This is a genomic window from Vibrio cortegadensis (assembly GCF_024347395.1).
In the GTDB taxonomy this organism is placed as follows: domain Bacteria; phylum Pseudomonadota; class Gammaproteobacteria; order Enterobacterales; family Vibrionaceae; genus Vibrio; species Vibrio cortegadensis.
This window is the reverse complement of sequence record NZ_AP025472.1, coordinates 2,559,686-2,582,712: the sequence shown is the minus strand read 5'-3', so window position 1 is coordinate 2,582,712 and position 23,027 is coordinate 2,559,686. Positions and strand designations below refer to the sequence as shown.

Below are 23,027 nucleotides of genomic sequence, written 5' to 3'. Positions count from 1 at the left end.
AATAAAAGTCACAAAAAATGCGAATAAGTGTAAGTATCCTACAATTTTGTTTTATTAAACTCCAACGAAAGTTGCCCTCTGTAGACCATTTTTTTCGCGCGAAAATGAATATATCGAGTAACATTTGTGCAACATTAAGTAAATAACGCTTATTTAATGCATGTTTATTGATATTTGTTAGGTTGAATTTAAATACCTGTTGCTAGTATCGCCGGATTTATTTTGCAGGGATGTAATTTACTTTCATGAATCAAACTGAGATTCATTCTTATTTGTTCAACGAGTTTAAATATGCAATTACATGAATTAGTAAACACTTTGGGTCAAGATCTTCAGCGTCGATATGGTGAGAAAGTACATAAATTGACGTTGCACGGCGGTTTTAGCTGCCCTAATCGAGATGGGACGATTGGTAAAGGAGGGTGTACATTTTGTAATGTGGCCTCTTTTTCTGACGAACAGACTCAAGTAAAAAGCATTGTTGATCAACTGCAAGATCGTGCGGGTGAAATTCACCGTGCAAAAAAATACCTCGCGTATTTCCAAGCCTACACGAGCACTTACGCGGAAGTGCAAGTATTAAGAAATATGTACGAAGAAGCATTAAAAGCAGCGGATATTGTTGGTCTATGCGTAGGCACCCGGCCTGATTGTGTACCTGATGCGGTACTAGATTTGCTCTCTGAATACGTCAATCAAGGTTATGAAATTTGGCTAGAGCTTGGTTTACAAACAGCAAACAACGATACGTTGAAAAGAATTAACCGAGGCCATGACTTTGAATGTTATGCAGAAATAACCAAACGAGCTCGCGCATTAGGCATTAAGATTTGCACTCATTTGATTGTAGGCCTTCCTAAAGAAACCAAAAAAGACAACATTGAAACGTTGGAAAAAGTACTCGAAGTGGGCACTGATGGTATTAAGTTGCATGGTTTGCATATTGTGGAAGGAAGCACGATGGCTAAAGCATGGAAAGCGGGGCGATTGGAAGCGCCTGAGTTAGAAGAGTATGTGGATATCGCCAGTCATATGATCCGCATGACGCCTGCTGATATTGTATTTCATCGAGTCTCTTCTGCGGCTCGCCGACCAACACTGCTTTCTCCATTATGGTGTGAAAACCGTTGGTTAGCGATGACTGAAATTGGTCGAAGTCTAAATCGACAGGGAGCTCAAGGAAGCTTAACTGAAGAGGCTTTTGTCTATACCAAGCCACAGTTACTTTCGACAAAATAGCTGACGAAATAAAGATAACTGACGTATAAGCTGATATATTGTTTAATAGTTAAGAAATAATATATGGATACGTTATTTAATGGATCAATTGTGGCACTGGTTATGGCAGCCAGCCTTTGGATACGGCGCTGTCATTCTCGTCATTATAATATGCATTTTTAGCATATGGTTTACTTATAACCATTACCAGCGCCAATTGAGCATATTGATCCAAGGCTCTCCTCTTGCGCTTATGCTTGTCAGTGAAAAGACAGGTGAATTACTACTTACTAATCAACACTCTATGCAATTACTAGGCATTCGCTTAGTCGGTAATATGCACCTGATGCCAGAATCAATTCCTTCCGATTATTTCCTCTCGTTTTTTGATGGTTTAACCGAAAAAAAATTTAGAGGATTAAATAGATCATGGCCAGTATCCAGTGATGAATCGGTAAAGATCAGCTTTTCAGGTCGAAAAGTGGCTTACCAAGGAGAAAGCGTGTGGTTAATTTATGTAATTGAACGTGAAGCCACCAACGAAGAGCATAAGCAAGAGCTAGCAAAATTAAGCGTGGCCAAAACGGCACTCAATTCGTTGAGTGAGCTTATCTATATTAAAGATAGTGACGATAAATTATTAGCCACTAACCGTGCATTCGACTCTTTTTGGCTGAATCGACTTGATGAAGGCGATGTTAAGATTGAAGAAGGCGTAAGAAATCGCACCAGTTCTAAAAGGTGGACTATTTCACCTGAAGGCCGCAGTTGTTTGCTTGAAACTAACCAAAGTGTATTGATGTCTGAAGAAGGGAAACCCTTAGGTACTCTTTGCATCAGCCATGATGTAACGGAATGGCACAATATTCAGCAGAATTTACGTGACGAAATGGAACGGCGTAAAGATACTGAAGTCGCGTTGGCACAGCGTGATACCATTCTGCAAAACATCTTAGAGTCTAGCCCTGACTCAATCGGTATCTTCAATGAGAATATGATTTATCAAGCGTGTAATGAACCATTTGTTCACGCATTGGGGATAAATCATGTCGACGATCTTATCGGTAAACGATTACAAGATGTCATTCCTGATTCAATGTATAGCCGATTATCTGAAACGGATAGGCAAGTTTTACACGAAGATAAATCACTCAGGTACATTGATAAAGTTCGATCTAGCAGAGGGGAGTTTACTTGGTATGACGTGGTTAAGTCGCCATTTTGGGATCCTGCATCAGGTACTAATGGTGTGCTAGTTATGGCTCGTGATATTTCAGAACGCTATCTTGCTGAACAGAAACTGGAAAAAGCTAACTTAGAGCTCGAACGTTTAAGTTTTATTGATAGCTTGACTCAAGTGCCTAACCGTCGCCGTTTTGATGAACAACTAAGCACATTATGGCCCCATCACTCCCGAGAAAGATTACCGATTTCTATCATGCTTTGTGATATTGATTACTTTAAAGGATACAACGATCTTTATGGGCATCAAAAGGGCGATGATGCATTAGTGCAAGTGGCGAATGTCTTTAAGCAAATTTTGAATCGCTCATCCGATTGTGTTGCAAGATATGGCGGTGAAGAGTTTGCTTTCATTCTGCCAAATACGACGCTTGAAGGAGCGAAGTTAGTCGCGCAACGGATACATGCCCAGATCGAAAGCTTACAACTCGAACATGATGACTCACTGATCTCCGACCATATTACCATCAGTATTGGCTTGATTTCGTGTGTTCCTAAGTTTAATGAACTTGCAGAAGTTGCGGTTGCGAATGCTGACAAAGCGTTATATCAAGCGAAAGCTCAAGGCCGGAATCAAACGTGTATCTATTCTGCAGGCAGTGACGAGCAGTGATAACGTTCATTTGATTTACAGTTATACCATTCCATGTGATGGGCTTAGCTTACCTGTTGAGTTTAAACAGGTTAGAATGTTCTGAGTCTTATCGCATGGAGCCGTTGATGAAACCCATGAAAAACCTCGCCCAATACTACGTTGACCTGTTGGTTAAATTGGGCATTCTCCGATTTTCTATCTTATTAGCCCTCGCGCTTGTCGCTTTAGCCGTTGTTGTCCAAGTTGGTATTACCTTAGCGTTGAAAGGTGGCGTTGGCGATATTGATATCGTTCGCTCTGTCTTCTTTGGTTTGCTGATTACTCCGTGGGCCGTCTATTTCCTTTCAGTTGTGGTTGATCAGCTCGAAGAGTCTCGTCAACGTCTCTCTAAACTCGTCTCTAAATTAAAAGATATGCGTTCTCGCGATCAAGAGCTTAATCTGCGTTTACAACAAAATATTGCAAAACTTAATCAGCAGATTGAGGAGCGAGAGAAAGCGGAAGAAGCTCGAGAAGAAGCAATTAAAGATCTTGAGAATGAAGTGTATCAAAGAGAGCGGACTCAAGTTGAACTTGCAGAAAGAACGGCGCTACTGCGCTCATTTATCGATGCTTCCCCTGACCTGATCTACTACCGTAATGCCGATGGGGTATTTTCTGGCTGTAACCGTGCAGTTGAAGAGTTGACGGGTAAAAAAGAGCAGCAACTGGTGGGGCTGACCCCATGGGATGTCTACAGCAAAGAGATCGCGCAACAAGTGGTAGAGACAGATGAGAAAGTCTTTAGTGATAATCAAGCTCTGACTTATGAGCAGTGGCTAGAGTATCCTGATGGGCATAAGAGCTACTTTGAACTTCGTAAAGTGCCATTTTATAACAAAGATGGACGTCACCTTGGCTTGGTTGGCTTTGGTCGAGACATTACAGAGCGTAAGGAATACCAAGAGACGCTTGAAAAAGCGAGCCGTGACAAAACCACTTTTATTTCCACTATTAGTCATGAACTCAGAACACCGTTAAATGGTATCGTTGGTTTAAGTCGGATGTTGTTAGAAACTCAACTGACTGACGAGCAACGTAAGCATATGCAAACCATCAAAGTGAGTGCGGTCACTTTAGGCCATATCTTCAATGATATTATCGATATGGATAAATTTGATCGTCGTAAACTTGAGCTTTTACCCGTGCCGCTGAATTTTGATGATTTTGTGTCAGAAATGGAGAGTATTTCCGCTCTCATGGCTGAGCAGAAAGGCTTAAGGTTTGATCTTGAAAGATTGAGTGACCTACCCACCGCAATAAAAGTAGATGCCACGCGTTTACGCCAAGTACTGTGGAACCTGATTAGTAATGCGATGAAATTCACCAAAGAAGGTGGTGTCGTCATGAACGTCAGTGCTGATATTGGTGACGAATTTGCCGATATCACCATGGAAGTGGAAGATAGTGGTATTGGGATACCGGAGCATGAAATTGATAAAATCTTTGCCATGTACTACCAAGTTAAATCAGGAAAAGACAATTTACATGCGGTGGGAACAGGGATTGGTTTAGCGGTTTCAAGACAACTGATTAATTTAATGGATGGAGACATAACCCTGACAAGTGAGGAAGGGTTTGGTAGTACATTTACCGTCAATATCCGAGTTCCTTTGGTTCAAGAAGGTACTCCTATTCGCAAGCAACCACGAGCTCAACAAAGTCTTAATATTTTTATGGTTGAAGACATTGAATTGAATGTCACCGTGGCGCGTTCGTTGCTGGAAAACTTAGGGCACCAAGTTACTGTCGCGATGACAGGTGAAGAGGCCATTGCTAATTTCCAACCTGATGCTTACGACTTGGCCTTACTGGATATTCAATTACCGGATATGACAGGTTTTGATGTCGCGAAATATTATCGAGAGCATTACCCTCAATTACCACCGCTGGTTGCTCTGACTGCTAATGTGATAAAAGATAAGCGTGAGTATTTTGAAAATGGCATGGATGAAGCGATCAGCAAGCCTTTAACTGTGAAGGCCATTCAAGATGCTATTACAGAGCTTATTGAAATAGAACAAGCGGTTGAATCAACAGAGTCAAAACCAGAGGTTCATCCACCCGTGCTAGAACAAACCAAGGCGCGTGAACCAACAGAAATTGAAATTAGACTGCTGGATCTGACCATGTTGGAATCGTATATCGATATTGTTGGCACGAAGCCTGTGTTTGATAGTATTGCTATGTTTGAAGATATGATGCCCAGCTATTTAGAGATTCTCGATTCAAATATGATAGCTAAAGATAAACCGAGTATTGTATCGGAAGCTCATAAAATCAAAGGTGCGGCTGGCTCGATTGGACTAAAGCATATCCAAAGTGTTGCTCAAAAAGCTCAAACACCGGATGCTCCAGCATGGTGGGAAAATATCTCTGATTGGGTAGAAGAAATAAAGAATGAGTATCAGCATGATATTCAAGTATTAAAAGATTGGCTAAACCAAAGGTAACGTTATGAAAAAATTAACACTCGCATGCATGCTTGTATTAGCAGGTTGTTCAACAGCACAAGTTGATTGGCAGCAAGATAGTCAGATGTTAGTTGCTCAGTCGGAAGTTAAATTAAGCAGCAATTTGTGGGTCAATAAGATGCCACAGATTGGGGAGGCACAAGAGCAGACATTAAATGGTTCTATCTATTTAAAATCTGATACTAGCTTACCTGCGACACTTGAGTTGAACAGCGTGACCTTACGCCAAGGAGAGAACCTATGGCTTTTAGATGGAGATGCGATAGAAGTGAGAACTCACAGTGAAAACTCGTGGGAAATCGCTTTTCAGTGGCAATTAGATGTACTTCCAAACCTGCCGATTGATATCGCCGTAGAAACGAAAAACGAAGACAAGGTGGAGTGGTTAGTCGAGAAAGGTGTCAATATTGACGCTATTTACTAAGACCTAAGCTCTAAGCTTAAGATCTAAAACCTAAAACCTAAGCCTTACGTTTTAAGGGCTCAGATCTAAAAAAGGGATGATGCTTTCGCATTATCCCTTTTTTGATACTCTGTTTTCAGTGAAATCTATTCTTCTAGATCGCCACAGAAACGGTAACCTTCACCGTGAATCGTTGCAATGATTTCAGGAGTACCTGAAATAGATTCGAAGTGCTTACGGATACGACGGATCGTTACATCAACAGTACGATCGTGTGGTTTTAGCTCACGGCCTGTCATTTTCTTCAGTAAGTCTGCGCGAGTTTGGATTTTTCCAGGGTTCTCACAGAAGTGCAGCAATGCGCGGAATTCAGAACGAGGCAGTTTGTAGCCTTCGCCGTCAGGGCTTACTAGAGAGCGGCTATTGATATCTAGGATCCAACCGTTGAACTCATACTTCTCTACGCTACGTTTCTCTTCTTGAACTGTGTTAGCACTCATAGAGCGGTTCAATAGGTTACGCGCACGGATAGTTAATTCACGTGGGTTGAATGGTTTAGTGATGTAATCATCAGCACCAATTTCAAGACCAAGGATCTTGTCGACTTCGTTATCACGACCCGTTAAGAACATTAACGCTACATTTGCTTGTTCACGGAGTTCACGAGCGAGTAATAGACCGTTTTTGCCAGGTAAGTTGATATCCATGATAACCAAATTAATTTGATTGTCAGATAACACTTGGTGCATCTCTTCACCATCACTAGCCTCAAAAACAGCATATCCTTCTGCTTCAAAAATGCTCTTAAGAGTGTTACGAGTTACTTGCTCATCTTCAACGATAAGAATCTGCGGGGTTTGCATTGGCGGTACCTAAATTTGTGACGAAATTGTGCTAATAGAATAAATTCTAGGCAAAAATATAACATACAGGTAATGTTTTTTTGATAATAAACTAAAGTTTTCAAAAATACACTTACTTAAGCTATCCGCCATCCATGGAAAGTTGCCAAAGAACGAGGTTTCCGTTACGTCTTTCATTATTCTGCCAGTTAATGAGCGGATTCTATAATCTTAACAGCTTGCTAACAATGCTAGAATGTTAATTCCATTCACTTTGTTGATTTATATCAAGAGATGAAATGTAACAAATATTAATAGTATGCAGAAAATCCAAAACATGTATCAATATGACTGAATGATAGCTTGAGTTGCGCTCTTATTCAGAGATGAATTTAGCTTCTAATTAATGATATAATTATAATTAGTCTATAAAGCACTGTAATTTAATCTGTTTTTTATGTTTTAAATTATATATTACTGCCTCTATAAATTGAAAATACAGAATAAGAAACCAATATCAATAAGAAATTTTTCTGAATTTAGAGTACAGTTATTTGTCTTAGGTAACGAAACCGTAAATTTCTTAATAAGATTATAGACGTTTTAACGAGTTTTGACCTCAGTCCAATTTTTTAGTTTTCGATCTTTGCTTTTGCTCTACTCTGACCGAAAACAGACTTTTTTTATCCTAGGATTGCGATAAGGAAAGACGCCAGATGTGAAAAATGATGGCGTAGTAAAATTTAAAGTTGTTATTAGTCCTATAATTTATAGGGATAATGACTTCTGAACTCATGGAGGAATGATGAAAGATATAACCCCTGATATTTGTGATCAGTATGAAGATAAGGTCACACTACTCAACTTACCACTACAAAACTTCGGCCAACGAGATGCCTTTTGGGGCGAGATTGTGACGGTAAGGTGCTATCACGATAATTCAAAAGTTCGCGATATATTAGACCAAAACGGCAAAGGGAAAGTGTTATTTGTTGACGGCAATGGTTCATGCCAAAAAGCGTTACTTGGGGATCAATTAGCGATTAAAGCGATTGAGAATCATTGGGAAGGCATCATTGTTTATGGTGCTGTAAGAGACGTAGCTATGCTCTCTCAAATGGATCTCGGGATTAAAGCGTTAGGTAGTTGCCCATTTAAAACGGAGAAGCGCGGAGCAGGTGATACGCAGGTGACGCTGACGATACAAAATCAGTTAATTCAACCGGGTGATTATATTTATTCCGACTGGAATGGGATACTCACATCAAAGGATTTACTTTCATTTTAAAAACGGAAGTATATTAAAAACGAAAGCCTAAACCGACTTCAATACCTTGCTGCCACTCTTGGTAATCGAGAGTGGCATGTAAATCTAGATTGTCAGACAAGCGCATTCGACTTGAGATCTCAGCAGCCATCACACCTTGTTTCTCATTATTTATCTCAACGTTTGTCGAGCGCAGAGTGCTCTTCACAATGATCCGCTCACTCACCTTATAACTGACGCCACTAAGAAAACCATTATCGCTGCCAAGTGCAGAATTATTGACATGAGCCCCCACATACAAATCCACAGAGTTAAATAGATTGTATGAGTAACCACCATCAATGTTCCAGACATCAAATTTTTCGTTGAACTGATTTTCACTAGAAAGGAAAAACTGGTGCGGAGAGGCATTCAGCGAAGAGGGAAGTTGTGGAAGTGTGGTTGCGAAACAAGCAGGCGCAATCAAGGTTAATAGACAGATCAATAATCTCATTATCCACTCCTTGATTGATTTTGTACTAACGGCACAAATTATTATTTTTATGAGCATGCTTTCACTCTATGAATCTAATTAAAGCACAATGGAAAAGTGATTGCTGTAAAAATCATATAGCAATTAGTTATTAACTTATGTGTCTTTGACAATGCTTTGTTTGAGCTAATTAGAAGCGATAAAAAGAGCTTTCAACCGATAATTCTAGTTAAATATGAAAAAAAATCAGTTTTTAATTGACTAAAGTTTGTAAAATCGGTAAACGTAGAGTTACGCAATCGCAAAGAGTATAGAGAATTATCATATGCTTCATAACAGCCAACTAGTAATGACCACCACCATTATTATTACCGATATTATAAATGTTGGGGCAGGCTGCTAAGCGAAATTTTTCAAAAAAAGGCCTGTATCTAACGAGATACGGGCCTTTTTTTTAGGTCATTTTTACGATTTTTGGAGAAAGGGATGCGAGTTTTAAAGTTTGGAGGATCATCGTTAGCAGATGCAGATCGTTTTTTACGAGCTGCGGATATCATTGCTAATAATGCTCAACAGGAAGAGGTTGCGGTTGTTCTATCTGCACCAGGAAAAACGACCAATAAATTAGTAGCAGTGATCGATGGAGCTTTACGCAATGGCGAAGCCGATCTGCAAATTGCGGAGCTTGAGTCATCATTTCAAGAGCTATTTATCGCCATTAAGGCTGTTCTGCCTAATATCGCAAACACGGCGTTTGATAATCAAGTTAAGACCTCATTATCGCAACTACGCCAATTTGTGCATGGTATTAACTTACTGGGTATGTGCCCAAATCATGTTAATGCACGCATTATCAGTAAAGGCGAGCGAATCTCTATTCAGCTAATGAAAGCGGTATTAGAGGCAAAAGGGCAAGCTGCCAACTTGATCGATCCCGTTCAATATCTATTTGCCAAAGGTGATCACCTTGAAGCCATGGTTGATGTTGATGTTTCTACTCAAAACTTTCGTCAGAATCCACTTCCTAGCGGCAGCGTCAGCATTATGCCTGGTTTTACCGCCGGTAATGAAAAAGGTGAATTAGTCACTTTAGGTCGTAATGGTTCTGACTACTCAGCTGCCGTATTAGCAGCATGCTTGCGTGCAGATTGCTGTGAGATCTGGACGGACGTGGATGGTGTTTATAACTGTGACCCTCGCTTGGTTGATGACGCTCGCTTGTTAAAATCACTGAGCTATCAAGAAGCGATGGAGTTATCCTATTTTGGTGCTTCAGTATTGCACCCTAAAACCATCGCACCGATTGCTCAATTCCATATTCCATGCTTAATCAAAAATAGTTTTAATCCACAAGGTGCTGGGACACTTATTGGTCAAGATACAGGTGAAGATAACCTCGCAATTAAAGGGATCACCACGCTAAGTAACCTAACAATGGTTAATGTATCGGGCCCAGGTATGAAAGGCATGGTAGGCATGGCGAGCCGTGTTTTCGGTGCGATGTCCTCTGCTGGTGTTTCTATTGTCCTGATTACGCAATCTTCATCCGAGTACAGTATCAGTTTCTGTATTGAAGAAATGGATAAACTGCGAGCACAGCAAGTTCTACGTGACGCTTTTGAATTGGAACTTAAAGATGGTCTTTTAGAGCCCGTAGAGTTTATTGATGATGTGGCCATTGTCACTCTTGTTGGGGATGGTATGCGCACTTCTCGTGGTGTGGCTTCTCAATTCTTTGCATCTTTGGCTGAAGTGAACGTCAATATTGTCGCGATTGCTCAAGGCTCTTCAGAGCGAGCAATTTCAGCGGTGATCCCAGAAGATAAGATCAAAGAAGCGATCAAAGCGTGTCATGAGAACTTATTTAACTCTAAACATTTCCTTGATGTCTTCGTTGTTGGGATTGGTGGTGTCGGTGGTGAGTTAGTCGACCAAATTCAGCGTCAACAAGCAAAATTGGCGGACAAAGGCATTGTGATCCGTGTTTGTGGTTTGGCGAATAGTAAAGGTTTACTGCTTGATAGTGAAGGATTGCCACTTGAACACTGGCGAGACCGAATGAAAAGCGCAACAGAAGAATTCAGCCTTGCAAGGCTCATTTCACTTGTTCAGCGCAACCATATTATCAACCCTGTATTGGTAGATTGCACATCCAGTGAAGGGATCGCTAAGCAATACGCTGATTTCCTAGGTGCAGGTTTCCACGTTGTCACACCAAACAAAAAAGCCAATACCGCAAGCATGGCTTACTATCACCAATTACGAGATGTGGCGAGAAGCTCGCGCCGTAAGTTGATGTATGAAACAACGGTAGGCGCGGGGCTTCCTGTTATTGAAAACCTGCAAAACCTGATTTCAGCGGGCGATGAGCTTGAGAAATTCAACGGTATTTTATCTGGGTCTCTCTCTTACATCTTTGGCAAACTTGATGAAGGCATGACATTAAGTCAAGCAACGAACATAGCAAAAGAGAATGGATTTACGGAACCCGACCCTCGTGATGATCTCTCTGGTATGGATGTCGCGCGTAAATTGCTGATCCTCGCTCGTGAAGCGGGTATGGCTCTTGAGCTGGAAGATGTTGAAGTGGACCAAGCTCTACCACCTGGTTTTGACGATTCAGGAAGTATCGAAGAGTTCATGGCGCGTTTACCTGAAGCGGATGAATACTTCAAACAGCAGTTAGCTGCGGCCGCAGAAGAGGGTAAAGTTTTACGTTATGTCGGTGAAATTAACGAAGGGAAGTGCAAAGTTCGTATCGCTGCTGTGGATAGCGACGACCCAATGTTTAAGATTAAAGATGGTGAGAACGCCTTAGCCTTCTATAGCCGCTATTATCAGCCGATCCCGTTAGTATTACGTGGCTACGGTGCGGGAACCGAAGTTACCGCTGCAGGGGTTTTCTCTGATGTAATGCGTACCCTTGGCTGGAAGTTGGGAGTTTAACCATGAGTTCTACGAATAACGGTGTTGTCGTTTACGCACCAGCATCTATCGGCAACGTAAGTGTTGGCTTTGATGTACTGGGTGCCGCGGTATCGCCAATTGATGGCTCGCTGCTTGGTGACCGAGTGTTGGTGCAAGATGGTGAGCAAGCCTTTAGCTTAAAAACTGCAGGTAACTTTGTCTCTAAGCTGCCTGAAAATCCACAAGATAATATTGTGTATGATTGCTGGGTTGTGTTTGCTCGCGAGTTAGATCGCAAAGGGGTAGCGCTTAAACCTCTTGAAATGACGCTTGAGAAAAACATGCCAATTGGTTCGGGGCTAGGATCGAGTGCCTGTTCGATTGTCGCTGCCCTCGATGCGCTCAATCGTTTTCATGAACAGCCACTAAATGAGACTGAACTTTTAGCCCTAATGGGAGAGATGGAAGGGAAGATCTCTGGTGGTATCCATTATGACAATGTCGCCCCTTGTTATCTTGGTGGCGTGCAACTTATGCTAGAAGAGCTCGATATCATCAGCCAAGAAGTACCATGCTTTGATGATTGGTTCTGGGTGATGGCGTATCCGGGTATCAAAGTATCGACTGCGGAAGCGCGTGAAATTCTACCGTCTCAATATCGCCGCCAAGATATTATTGCACACGGACGTCACCTCGCAGGCTTTATTCATGCGTGTCACTCGAATCAACCTCAGCTTGCCGCGAAGATGATCAAAGACGTGATTGCTGAACCATATCGTGCGAAACTGCTACCGGGTTTTGCTGATGCGCGTAACTATGCGACATCAGCCGGAGCGCTTGCCACAGGAATCTCAGGCAGTGGTCCAACGCTATTTAGCATTTGCGAAACACAAGATGTCGCAGAGCGCGTTGCTCTTTGGCTCGAACAAAATTACGTACAAAATAAAGAAGGATTCGTTCATGTTTGTCGTTTAGATAAGCAGGGTTCGATCGTTACAGGAAGTTCACTATGAAGCTGTACAACATCAAAGAAAATGACGAGCAAGTCTCTTTTGGCCAAGCCGTGCGCCAAGGGTTAGGTCGTAATCAAGGTCTATTTTTTCCATCAGTATTACCAAAGTTTGACGATATTGATGCACTACTTGCAGAGGATTTTATCCCTCGTAGTAGCAAAATATTATCCGCACTGATTGGTGATGAACTGTCAGCTGAGACAGTCAATGAACTGGTGGATGCTGCATTCCAATTCCCAGCACCGATTAAAAAGGTAAAAGAGGGAGTGTACGCACTGGAGCTATTTCATGGGCCGACACTAGCGTTCAAAGATTTTGGTGGTCGTTTTATGGCTCAATCTTTGGCAGCGGTATCCGATGGTGGAAAGATCACTATTCTTACTGCTACGTCGGGTGATACAGGCGCTGCGGTTGCTCATGCTTTCTATGGTATGGAAAACATTAATGTTGTGATCCTATATCCGAAAGGCAAGATCAGCCCTCTGCAAGAGAAGCTTTTCTGCACGTTAGGTAAAAATATTCACACAGTAGCCATTAATGGTGATTTTGACGATTGCCAAGCATTAGTGAAGCAATCATTTGATAATGCCGAACTGCGTAAAGAGATAGGTTTAAATTCGGCGAACTCAATCAATATTAGTCGCTTAATGGCTCAGATTTGTTACTACTTCGAAGCTGCTGCTCAAATGACAAAAGAGCAGCGTGAAAATCTAGTGATCTCAGTACCAAGCGGCAACTTTGGTAACTTGACCGCTGGGTTGTTGGCAAAATCGTTAGGGCTACCTGTTAAGCGCTTTATTGCGGCAACCAACGAAAACGATACTGTGCCTCGTTATTTAGAGACTGGTCAATGGGATCCAAAACCAACGGTAGCGACAACATCAAATGCAATGGATGTAAGCCAACCGAATAACTGGCCTCGTATAGAAGAACTTTGTCAATTGAAAGGCTGGGGTTTGGATACGTTAGGTAAAGGTAAAGTATCAGACGAGCAGAGTGCGCAATCTGTACGTGACCTACAAGCTCAAGGTTACTTATGCGAGCCGCATGGTGCGATAGCTTATCGTCTGCTTGATGAGCAACTTCAGGCTGATGAAACAGGACTATTCCTTTGTACGGCTCACCCAGCTAAGTTTAAAGACGTGGTTGATGATATTTTAGGTACAGACATCGAACTGCCAGCGCCTTTAGCAAAACATGCGGCATTAGCGCTATTATCGGAAGATCTAGAAAATGATTTTGATGCTTTGAAAGTGGTATTACGTAACGCTCAAAAGTAAGCGCAAGTGACAGATAAACAAACGGCACTCAATTGAGTGCCGTTTTTCTATTTGATGCTACACCAACCTAAGGTTGAGATAGCTGAGTATCAATTATAGAGATTCAGTAAAAGTACGTGCGATTACGTCTTTTTGCTGTTCAACAGTTAAAGAGTTGAAACGTACAGCGTAGCCAGAAACACGGATTGTTAACTGTGGGTATTTTTCTGGGTGCGCAACTGCATCTTCAAGTGTTTCACGTTTTAGAACGTTAACGTTAAGGTGTTGACCACCTTCGATTAGCGGTGCGCTTTCAATTGCAACTTCACGGCTTTCGTACTCACCTAGTTCTGCTGCTGCAACAACTTGGTCAGCTTCGTAACCTGCAGAAGCAACAACACAGCGAGCTTCATTTTTTTCGCTGTCTAGTAGCCAGATTGAGTTTAGTAGCGCGTCGTTTGCAGCTTTAGTAATTTGAATACCTTGAATCATCACTATCTCCTAGTCCACTTCTGTGGTGTTTATTGTGGTGTTAACTTTCGAATTTTATTGAGCAGGGTATTATATATCCAATATCCGACATGATAGTATTGATTTAGATCAAATTACAACTAAAAACCATTATTTTTTCAAGGTTGTTTTATTGCGCTGAATCAATAAAACCTTTAAAAACATGCTGGTTACAATTTATTTGATAATATAAAAAATAGTTAACAACTCATTTTGTTGTAAACTTACTACAAAATGAGTCTAAATTTTGAACTCAATCAAAGAATAACAACCGGTTAGAGACTAAAACTGAAAGTACAAAGTGATTAAAGAACATGAAAACTTCAAAGCAAATAACGAAATATATTGGTGCACATGTCTCGGCGGCAGGTGGTGTTGATCAAGCTCCACTAAGGGCACGAGAATTAGGAGCAAATGCTTTTGCTCTGTTTACTAAGAACCAAAGACAGTGGGTAGCAAAACCACTTGAAGCGGCAACGATCAGCGCATTTAAAGCGAATTGCAAAATGCTGGGCTTCTCTGCAGAGCAAATTCTGCCCCATGACTCATATTTGATTAACTTGGGCGCTCCAGAAGAAGAGAAGCTTGAGAAATCGCGCGCGGCATTTATAGATGAAATGGAGCGATGCCAACAGTTGGGGCTAACACTGCTTAATTTCCATCCCGGTAGCCATTTAAAGAAAATCTCAGAGAGCGAATGTTTGTCTAAGATTGCCGAGTCAATAAATTTAGCTCATCAAGCGGTGCCTAATGTTGTCGCCGTTATCGAGAATACGGCAGGTCAAGGAACAAACCTTGGTTGGCGTTTCGAGCATCTCGCTGAAATCATTGATCAAGTAGAAGATAAATCGCGAGTTGGTGTATGCCTAGATACCTGCCACACATTTACTGCGGGGTATGATTTACGAAGTGCAGAGGCTTGTGAAGCGACGTTTGCTGAGTTCGATCATGTTGTAGGCATGCAATATTTAAGGGCAATGCACCTAAATGACTCGAAAGTAGAATTTGCGAGCCGAGTGGATAGGCACCATTCATTGGGTAAAGGAGAAATTGGTTGGAGCTGTTTTGAATATATCATGGCTGATGAGCGTTTTGATTCTATCCCTTTGATTTTAGAAACAATAGATTCAACCATTTGGAAAGATGAAATTCAGCAGCTAAGAAAATTTCATTTGGATTCAATTCGCTAATTGACTGACGCATAAACTTGGCATCTTTTTTTCATGTCTTTTATACGGCACTCTCCTGCTCAGTATTTATTAGCAGGAGGGGGCTGAATGAGTAGGATCTGATTTAGTTGAATGTAGTGGAGGATGCCATATGCAAGATTCAAACGGTTTAATAGGAATATCGAAACCAACAGTGAGACCCCTGTCCCCAACATCACGTTTGCCGATCCCTAATCGGCATATCACTGGCCCAAACCCACACCGCTGCCCAACTCGCCCTCGACCCTAAAATTAATTCTCTACTAATGTACATGCCGCAGCGTAGAATAGGACAATGTTTATTTTTCGAGAATTACAATGAACCCTTTTAGCTGTTGGAATGATGTCATTGAGTCTGAAAAGCAGAAAGCGTATTTTCAGACTCTGGTTGAGTTTGTCGGATCACAACGAAAGCAAGGTAAATCGATTTACCCTCCTGAATCTGATGTGTTTAATGCTTTTGAGCATACTGAGATTAGCAAGGTTAAAGTGGTTATTTTGGGGCAAGATCCATATCACGGTGCAAATCAAGCACACGGTTTATGTTTCTCAGTGCTTCCGGGAATAAAAACACCGCCATCACTACGAAATATGTACAAGGAACTGGCTGAAGATATTGATGGATTTGTAATTCCAGATCATGGCTATTTGACCTCTTGGGCAGATCAAGGAGTGTTACTGCTTAATACTGTCTTTACGGTTGAAGAAGGGTTAGCTCACTCTCACTCGAAATGTGGCTGGGAAACGTTTTCTGACAAGGTGATTGAAGTACTGGATGCTCAAGGTGATGGCATTGTTTTTCTATTATGGGGAGCGCATGCCCAGAAGAAAGGTCAAATGATCGATCGTGAGCGTCACCATGTCTTGACTGCTCCACACCCTTCACCACTTTCAGCCCGACGTGGATTTTTTGGTTGTCAGCATTTCTCTCAAGCCAATCAATTGCTTATTGATAGTGGAAAACAACCGATTAATTGGCATCTTCCTGTAACGTTATAGTTCATCATGTTCAATAAAGTCTGCTTAAAAAGTTAATTGGCTATTTTTCGACCAAAATCAAAGCAGGATGAGCCCTCTTTATATACACTTACTTTTAGTGAGTATAACGGAGGCTTACAATGATGATTGAAAGGATTAGACGAGAGCATGGCTATATGGTTCGCCTGTTAGCCATTTTAAGTACTAAACTCAAGCAGTTGAATAACGATCAACCAATCAACTACAGCTTAGTAAAAGAGGTAGTCGATTACTTAGCGAATCATTCAGAAAAAATACACCACCCTAAAGAAGATGTTCTATATCACTACTACCAAGAGCATTACGGTCATCAACAAGAGATCGAAAACCTTGAATCTCAGCATGTCACGTTATCTGAAAAAACACATGAATTCTTAGGCGTCGTGGAAATGATTTTGCAAGATGCCGTTGTTCCACGTGAAGTCTTTACTAAACAACTCCAAGAATTTATTACTGACCAGCATGAGCATCTCGATTTTGAAGAGAAAAAGATCATCCCTCTGATTAATCGAGCGTTTACAACGGAAGATTGGCAACAAGTCGAAGCGTTGTGGGAACAAGAAGATAATGACCCAGTATTTGGGGAGACGATTGCAGATCGGTATTTACAGTTGGCAGAAAGAGTTCGGCAGACTGAGCGGGAATGCATTTAGTTTACACGATACTTTCAGCTAAGTGAGATGAGACTAAGCAGGTTGTCTTTAAGGAAGATTGCTTTTCAGTTCACTGTAATAGTTGATTTGGCTAAATAGAAAGAGGCGCATATGCAGCGCCTCTTTTATATTGATCGTTGGGTTGAGTTAGAGAGCAAGGGAAACCAGACTCTCTAGTTAACGGTTAAAGCTCAATATCTTCATATTTGTAATCTAGACATCCATCAAGATCCATTAGCTCTTTTTGGAGACGTTTTTTATCGTTAATCGCTTCAATTTCTCGCCATTTACGCTTGGCGGGTTTGGTTTTTGTTGAGCGAGTTGGAGGTGTAAAGCTATCCATAACATGTTCTAGTTGCAACCCTTCCATAAGCTACCTCATTTGTTTAGTTATTCTTCCTTCTCGGAAGCTGTTTATTAGCATATTTTCGAGCAGTATAACCTTGATATGTTTCTCATTTGTTTCTTTTTCATTACGTTTTCGTACTATTTTTCACTGAGCCGCACACTTTTTACAATGTGATTTGGTTAAAAATTATCCAAACGAGTCGATGTTCGTGATTAAATTTGTAGGCTCTAATTGTTAACTAATCGTGTTTAATTAGGCGTATTTGGCGTAGTGTGTGTTTTGTTTCTTATAGCCTAATTCAGAATGGATGTGGGATGGGTCAATATAATTTGAGAGATTTGGCTGACACCTTGGTTTGCCTACTTTTATTGCTCACATAAGGAATGCCATTCCCATAAGAGGGTGAACACCTATCTTGTGGTGTTTATGTGATTATTTGTGTCTGGAATTGAAAGTAAATGTTTCCTGTTGTGTTAACGGTAGGTGACGTATTGGTGAGAATTAACATACGTTATGCGCTCGATCTCTTATTGATTTTTCCCCAATCAAGCTGCATTATCCGCCCGTCAAAATACACTGATACGTAAAATGGATGCATGAAGCGACAATTTACATTCTAACTTGCAATAAAACGCAATATAACCAATGCCAAACACAACATTGACACATGGCATAAGCGAGTTAGAGGAGGGCTAGGAAGCAGGATCAGTGCAACTCTATGTGAGGTTCAAGTGACAGATTTAATCAATTTAATGAATGATCTCCTTTGGGGATCGATTTTAGTTTATCTTTTGGTTGGTGTAGGTATCTACTTCACTATCCGTCTTGGGTTTATTCAGTTTCGCCATTTTGGTCACATGTTCAGTGTCCTAAAAGACAGCCGTAAAGCGGACAGTGCTGGTATCTCTTCTTTTCAAGCGCTTTGTACCAGTTTAGCAGCTCGTGTTGGTACGGGTAACATGGCTGGTGTGGCTGTTGCTCTTACTGCTGGTGGCCCAGGTGCTATTTTTTGGATGTGGCTAATTGCGATGCTTGGTATGGCAACATCATTTGCCGAAAGCACATTGGCGCAGTTATACAAAACTAAAGATGACGATGGTAACTACCGTGGTGGCCCTGCGTACTACATGGAAAAAGGGTTAGGAATGCGTTGGATGGGGGTTCTATTCTCTATCTTCCTTATCATCGCTTTCGGCCTTGTTTTCAATGCAGTTCAAGCGAACTCAATTGCTGGCGCAATGAAAACGGCTTTTGGCATTGAAGAAATCTATGTCGGTATCGGTATCGTTCTTCTTTCCGCTGTGGTTATTTTTGGTGGCATCAAGCGTATTGCACGTACTGCCGAACTGATCGTTCCTGTAATGGCTCTCGCTTACTTAGGTATTGCTCTGTTCGTGATGTTTATGAACCTTGAAAAAGTACCTGAAGTGTTAGCGCTGATTTTCAAGAGTGCGTTTGGTTTCCAAGAAGCGGCTGCGGGTGGTTTAGGCTACGCGATTGCTCAAGCTATGATCCAAGGTATTAAACGTGGTTTGTTCTCGAATGAAGCGGGTATGGGTTCTGCACCTAATGCTGCGGCGTCGGCAACACCATATCCACCACACCCAGCATCTCAAGGTTATGTTCAGATGCTAGGCGTATTTATGGACACTATTGTGATCTGTTCAGCGACGGTTGCGATTATCCTAATGTCGGGTGAATATGTTCCGCACGGCGAAATTACGGGTATTGAGCTGACTCAACGAGCATTGACGGCACAAGTGGGTCCATGGGGCGGCATTTTTGTTGCCGTTGCAATCTTCTTCTTCGCCTTTACATCGATCATTGCTAACTACTCATACGCTGAAACGAACTTGATCTTCTTAGAGCATAATCATAAAGCGGGCATTGGTATATTCCGTGTCGTGGTTCTTGCAATGGTGATGTTTGGTTCAATGGCGACCCTGCCAACGGTTTGGGCGCTTGCTGATGTATCAATGGGGCTGATGGCGATAGTGAACTTGGTGGCGATTATCTTGCTATCAGGGATCGTGATTAAGCTTGCGAAAGATTACAACCAGCAGTTGAAAGCAGGCAAACTACCCACTTTTAATGCAGATGATTTCCCTGAGCTAAAATCTCAGCTTGAAGATGGCATTTGGGATAACAACAAAAAAGACTAACTGTTTCGAATTACTGAAATAGTTAAATAAAAGCCATGTTGCAGTCAGTTAATGACGCAGCGTGGCTTTTTTTATACTCTAAGAAAAATATTACTATAAGGTACAAGTCATGCTAATCGTTGTTTCACCCGCTAAGACGTTGGATTATGAGTCTCAACTTGTCACTGAACGTTTTACTCAGCCTGAATTTATTGAACATTCGGCAGAACTGATTGAGGAGTGTCGTAAACTTACCCCTACCGATATATCAGCATTAATGAAAGTGAGTGATAAAATCGCTGGCTTGAACGTGGCGCGTTTTGAACAGTGGCGTGAAGAGTTTAGCCTTGAGAACGCCCGACAAGCTATTTTGGCTTTTAAAGGCGATGTTTATACTGGGCTCGATGCTCAAACGTTGAGTGATGGCGACTTTGACTATGCACAGTCACACTTACGTATGCTCTCGGGCCTCTATGGTTTGTTAAAGCCGTTAGATTTGATGCAGCCTTACCGCTTAGAGATGGGAACGCGGTTAGCCAACGCTCGTGGCACTAACTTGTATCAGTTCTGGGGTGATCTCATTACCGATAAGTTGAACCAAGCATTAGAAGCGCAAGGCGATAATGTGCTGATCAACTTGGCGTCGAATGAATACTTTAAAGCGGTCAAGCCAAAGAAATTGAATGGCGACGTGATTACGCCAATATTTAAAGATTGTAAGAACGGCCAATATAAAGTGATCAGCTTTTATGCGAAGAAAGCACGAGGCTTGATGGCGCGTTACATTATTGAAAACCGTATTGAGTCGGTTGAAGAGCTTGTGAAGTTTGATGTGGCGGGTTATTACTTTGTAGAACAAGAATCAAACGCTAAAGAGTTGGTATTTAAGCGCGAAGAGCAGAACTAATTTAGTTTGTTTGGCTAAGTTCTCAGCTCAAGCGATCTTAGTTTCAATTTAGATGAACTCAATGAAAAGGCCGATCAATTGCTATTGATCGGCCTTTTTGTCTCTTTCAATTTAGTAATGAGGTAGACGCTTGTGTCACAAGATCGATAACCTCATCTTTTCAAATCGAACTACTTTTTCTTTTTCTTCGCGCTTTTCTTTTTAGCGACGGCTTTTTTGTCGTCTTTTTTCACTTTCTTTTTCTTACTGAAAGTCGGCTTTTTATGCGTTGGTCGCATGCCTTCAATGAAACGCTCTTTAATGCTCTCTTTGGTGTAACGAGCAACACGTTCAATCATTGGTTGGTCATGGGCTTCAAGAATCGAAATCGCATTACCTTTCTTACCAGCACGAGCGGTACGGCCAATACGGTGCAGGTAGACATCGGCAGTACGAGGCATATCGTAGTTGATAACGTGGCTTACGTCCGGAAGGTCGATACCACGCGCGGCAACATCGGTTGCCAATAATACGTTGATGCTGCCATCACGGAAACGAGACATAGCACTGTTACGACGATCTTGTGGCATTTCACCTTGGATCCAAACACATGGGATCTTGGCACTTTCTAATTGAGAACGGAGTTCAGCCAAACGATCGCGGGTTTTCAAAAATACGATAGTGCGTTCCGCTTGCTCTGTGATGATGTGTTTCAGTAGCGCAAGTTTGTGATCTGGCGTATCGGCACGGTGATACCACTGAGTGATCTTCTTACGTTCACGTAGTGATGATTGTGCATCGATTTCAGCAGGGTTTTTAAGAAGATCTTCAGTAAAGCCTTCAACGCCTTTGCCTTCTAGTGTTGCTGAGAATAGCAACGTCTGTTTACGCCAGCGACATTCAGCAGCAAGGCGGTCAACAACCGGAGCAAAGCCCATATCAAGCATGCGGTCAGCTTCATCTAAGATCAGCCATTCAATGGCACGGCAATCAAAACGCTCAGCTTCAATGTACTCCATTAAGCGGCCTGGTGTTGCAACCACGATATCTTGAGTCGTGCCAAGAATATCAGCATGCTCTTGGTACATGACACCACCGGTAATGGTGAAGACATTTAAACTGGTGTATTTCGCCATTTCACGAGCTTGATCGGCAACCTGCATAGCAAGCTCACGAGTCGGAGTAAGAATCAGGACACGCGCAGGGCCGCCTTTCTTACGTGGGAAATCGAGTAAGTACTGTAAAGCGGGCAGAGCAAAAGAGGCAGTTTTACCTGTGCCTGTCGGGGCTGATGCTAAAACGTCTTTTCCATCTAACGCTTGTGGGATCGCTTCTGCTTGCACTTGTGTTGGGCGTTCGTAGCCCATTTCGTCGATTGCTTTTAGCAGATCTTGGTCAAGATCGAGTTCTGCAAAGGTTCTGATCACTGTTGTTTCTCCACAAGCAATAATGTTCTCCACAAGCCATTTCATTTACGGCATGGAGGATAAAAAAGAATAGTCGGGCATTATAGAAGCATTAGTGATTAGGATCACATGATATTTCTACATCTTGAGATAAAAATCTTTGGTTAACGCAATAAAGTCATCGCTATAACCGTTTGCGCCGTGAATCGTTAAACATTCCACCGACGTTTCTTCCAGTTGTTTACTTAATTCGAATAAGATCCGATGTTCAGGTTTTCGCTCTGAAGGCTTAACGGTACAAATTCGACTTAAAAACCAGCCCATCTCTTTCGCCATATCAATGAAAGCTTGGCCTTCCACTTTTGGCAGAATAAAACTCGCTTTTCCTTGTTCAGAAAGTAGTGTGTGGCTGCGTGCTAATAGATCGCGATGCGATAGGGTGTCGGTATGACGGGCAGTGGCTCGCTGGGTATGTTGTGACTGTTCGCCATTATTGAAGTAAGGCGGGTTACAGATGATGGCATCAAATGTGTGACTGAAATCTTGAGTAAGAATATCCCCAAGTAAACCCTTAATGCGCGGTGACCAAAGTGATGATTGGAAATTGTGTGTTGCCGCTTGAATTGCATGTTGATCAATATCGATAGCTTGGAGCTTGGCATTTGGAAAACGTTGAGCACACATGAGAGCGAGTAATCCTGTCCCTGTTCCTAAATCCAATATTGTTTGTGCTTGATGTGGCTCGAACCACGCACCGAGTAGAACGCCATCGGTACTAACGGGCATACCACTTTGCCCCCCATTGATTGAGAATTGTTTAAAATTGAAGCTCTTAGTTTTTAACGTGCTACTTTTCATGTTTATTCTGGCGCTTTGATTAATTTAAGTAATTACATCTAATGTTAAACAAATGTTTGGTTGAATGTTCTGGTTGTTATCGGTTTTGGGTCTTTTATGATCCAAATATAATACTGGATATTTTTTCAGAGCCAGTGATATTCACTGCTTTTGAGGTGAATATGTAAATTAATATGGTGTTTTTTTCTTGAGACTTGCGGATTGATGAGTGTTTGGTCATTATGCGGCTCTATTTTCTTGATGCTACCTCGCATTTTTGAGTGGTTCA

Annotated in this window: 19 protein-coding genes and 1 other annotated feature; of the genes, 13 read left to right on the top strand and 6 right to left on the bottom strand. The window is 41.7% G+C overall.

Annotation, left to right across the window (positions count from 1 at the left end; all coding sequences use genetic code 11):
- Positions 1–291 precede the first annotated feature (291 nt).
- The 4 genes from OCV39_RS12110 to OCV39_RS12095 all read left to right on the top strand — a co-directional run bounded on the left by OCV39_RS12110 (position 292) and on the right by OCV39_RS12095 (position 5,992).
- On the top strand, positions 292–1,239 hold the full coding sequence (locus OCV39_RS12110) for a TIGR01212 family radical SAM protein (protein WP_261888533.1): 948 nt from the start codon (positions 292–294) through the stop codon (positions 1,237–1,239).
- 79 nt (positions 1,240–1,318) lie between these two features.
- A complete protein-coding gene (locus OCV39_RS12105; RefSeq protein ID WP_261888532.1) occupies positions 1,319–3,073 on the top strand; it encodes a GGDEF domain-containing protein in 1,755 nt (584 codons plus the stop codon).
- Positions 3,074–3,180: 107 nt separating this feature from the next.
- Positions 3,181–5,547, top strand: coding sequence for an aerobic respiration two-component sensor histidine kinase ArcB (gene arcB, locus OCV39_RS12100; RefSeq protein WP_136994149.1), 2,367 nt, complete (start codon positions 3,181–3,183; stop codon positions 5,545–5,547).
- 4 nt (positions 5,548–5,551) lie between these two features.
- A complete protein-coding gene (locus tag OCV39_RS12095; RefSeq protein WP_017051049.1) occupies positions 5,552–5,992 on the top strand; it encodes a hypothetical protein in 441 nt (146 codons plus the stop codon).
- 125 nt (positions 5,993–6,117) lie between these two features.
- On the opposite strand, the gene arcA is transcribed toward OCV39_RS12095, so the two are convergent.
- Positions 6,118–6,834, bottom strand: a complete 717-nt coding sequence (gene arcA, locus OCV39_RS12090; protein WP_017051048.1) for a two-component system response regulator ArcA — start codon at positions 6,832–6,834, stop codon at positions 6,118–6,120.
- A gap of 784 nt (positions 6,835–7,618) precedes the next feature.
- On the opposite strand from arcA, the gene OCV39_RS12085 reads away from it, so the two are divergent.
- Positions 7,619–8,101 carry a putative 4-hydroxy-4-methyl-2-oxoglutarate aldolase gene (locus OCV39_RS12085; protein WP_017051047.1) on the top strand — a complete coding sequence of 161 codons (483 nt, stop codon included), beginning with the start codon at positions 7,619–7,621 and terminating at the stop codon, positions 8,099–8,101.
- A gap of 13 nt (positions 8,102–8,114) precedes the next feature.
- Here the strand turns inward: OCV39_RS12085 and OCV39_RS12080 are convergent, their stop codons facing one another.
- Positions 8,115–8,588 (bottom strand): hypothetical protein, encoded by a 474-nt coding sequence (locus OCV39_RS12080; RefSeq protein ID WP_029203204.1) that lies wholly within the window; start codon positions 8,586–8,588, stop codon positions 8,115–8,117.
- 302 nt (positions 8,589–8,890) lie between these two features.
- Positions 8,891–9,008: a sequence feature (Thr leader region), on the top strand.
- 30 nt (positions 9,009–9,038) lie between these two features.
- On the opposite strand from OCV39_RS12080, the gene thrA reads away from it, so the two are divergent.
- The 3 genes from thrA to thrC are packed head-to-tail and all read left to right on the top strand — an operon-like array spanning position 9,039 to position 13,752.
- A complete protein-coding gene (thrA, locus tag OCV39_RS12075; RefSeq protein ID WP_261888531.1) occupies positions 9,039–11,498 on the top strand; it encodes a bifunctional aspartate kinase/homoserine dehydrogenase I in 2,460 nt (819 codons plus the stop codon).
- Positions 11,499–11,500: 2 nt separating this feature from the next.
- Positions 11,501–12,472 (top strand): homoserine kinase, encoded by a 972-nt coding sequence (gene thrB, locus OCV39_RS12070; protein WP_017051044.1) that lies wholly within the window; start codon positions 11,501–11,503, stop codon positions 12,470–12,472.
- The gene (thrC, locus tag OCV39_RS12065; RefSeq protein WP_261888530.1) at positions 12,469–13,752 is read left to right on the top strand and encodes a threonine synthase; all 1,284 of its coding nucleotides are present in this window, start codon (positions 12,469–12,471) and stop codon (positions 13,750–13,752) included. The genes thrB and thrC overlap by 4 nt, the downstream gene beginning before the upstream one ends.
- Positions 13,753–13,845: 93 nt before the next feature.
- On the opposite strand, the gene grcA is transcribed toward thrC, so the two are convergent.
- Entirely contained in the window at positions 13,846–14,223 is a 378-nt protein-coding gene (gene grcA / locus OCV39_RS12060; RefSeq protein WP_017051042.1) for an autonomous glycyl radical cofactor GrcA, read from the bottom strand.
- A 332-nt stretch (positions 14,224–14,555) separates the two neighbouring features.
- Here grcA and nfo point away from each other — a divergent pair, with 332 nt between their 5' ends.
- The 3 genes from nfo (at position 14,556) to OCV39_RS12045 (ending at position 17,119) form a co-directional block, all read left to right on the top strand.
- Positions 14,556–15,431: a deoxyribonuclease IV gene (gene nfo / locus OCV39_RS12055; protein WP_171756194.1), complete on the top strand. Its 876-nt coding sequence runs from the start codon at positions 14,556–14,558 to the stop codon at positions 15,429–15,431.
- A gap of 336 nt (positions 15,432–15,767) precedes the next feature.
- A complete protein-coding gene (gene ung, locus OCV39_RS12050; RefSeq protein ID WP_261888529.1) occupies positions 15,768–16,448 on the top strand; it encodes a uracil-DNA glycosylase in 681 nt (226 codons plus the stop codon).
- Positions 16,449–16,567: 119 nt separating this feature from the next.
- Entirely contained in the window at positions 16,568–17,119 is a 552-nt protein-coding gene (locus tag OCV39_RS12045; RefSeq protein WP_017051039.1) for a hemerythrin domain-containing protein, read from the top strand.
- Positions 17,120–17,303: 184 nt separating this feature from the next.
- On the opposite strand, the gene OCV39_RS12040 is transcribed toward OCV39_RS12045, so the two are convergent.
- The gene (locus OCV39_RS12040) at positions 17,304–17,489 is read right to left on the bottom strand and encodes a DUF3545 family protein (protein ID WP_017051038.1); all 186 of its coding nucleotides are present in this window, start codon (positions 17,487–17,489) and stop codon (positions 17,304–17,306) included.
- Between the two features lie 710 nt (positions 17,490–18,199).
- On the opposite strand from OCV39_RS12040, the gene OCV39_RS12035 reads away from it, so the two are divergent.
- Together OCV39_RS12035 and yaaA are read left to right on the top strand one after the other, a co-directional pair.
- Positions 18,200–19,630, top strand: a complete 1,431-nt coding sequence (locus OCV39_RS12035) for an alanine/glycine:cation symporter family protein (protein WP_017051037.1) — start codon at positions 18,200–18,202, stop codon at positions 19,628–19,630.
- Positions 19,631–19,739: 109 nt separating this feature from the next.
- Positions 19,740–20,516, top strand: coding sequence for a peroxide stress protein YaaA (gene yaaA / locus OCV39_RS12030; RefSeq protein WP_261888528.1), 777 nt, complete (start codon positions 19,740–19,742; stop codon positions 20,514–20,516).
- Between the two features lie 170 nt (positions 20,517–20,686).
- Here the strand turns inward: yaaA and srmB are convergent, their stop codons facing one another.
- On the bottom strand, positions 20,687–21,922 hold the full coding sequence (srmB, locus tag OCV39_RS12025) for an ATP-dependent RNA helicase SrmB (RefSeq protein WP_113799637.1): 1,236 nt from the start codon (positions 21,920–21,922) through the stop codon (positions 20,687–20,689).
- A 117-nt stretch (positions 21,923–22,039) separates the two neighbouring features.
- A complete protein-coding gene (locus tag OCV39_RS12020) occupies positions 22,040–22,759 on the bottom strand; it encodes a tRNA1(Val) (adenine(37)-N6)-methyltransferase (RefSeq protein ID WP_261888527.1) in 720 nt (239 codons plus the stop codon).
- Positions 22,760–23,027: the final 268 nt, after the last annotated feature.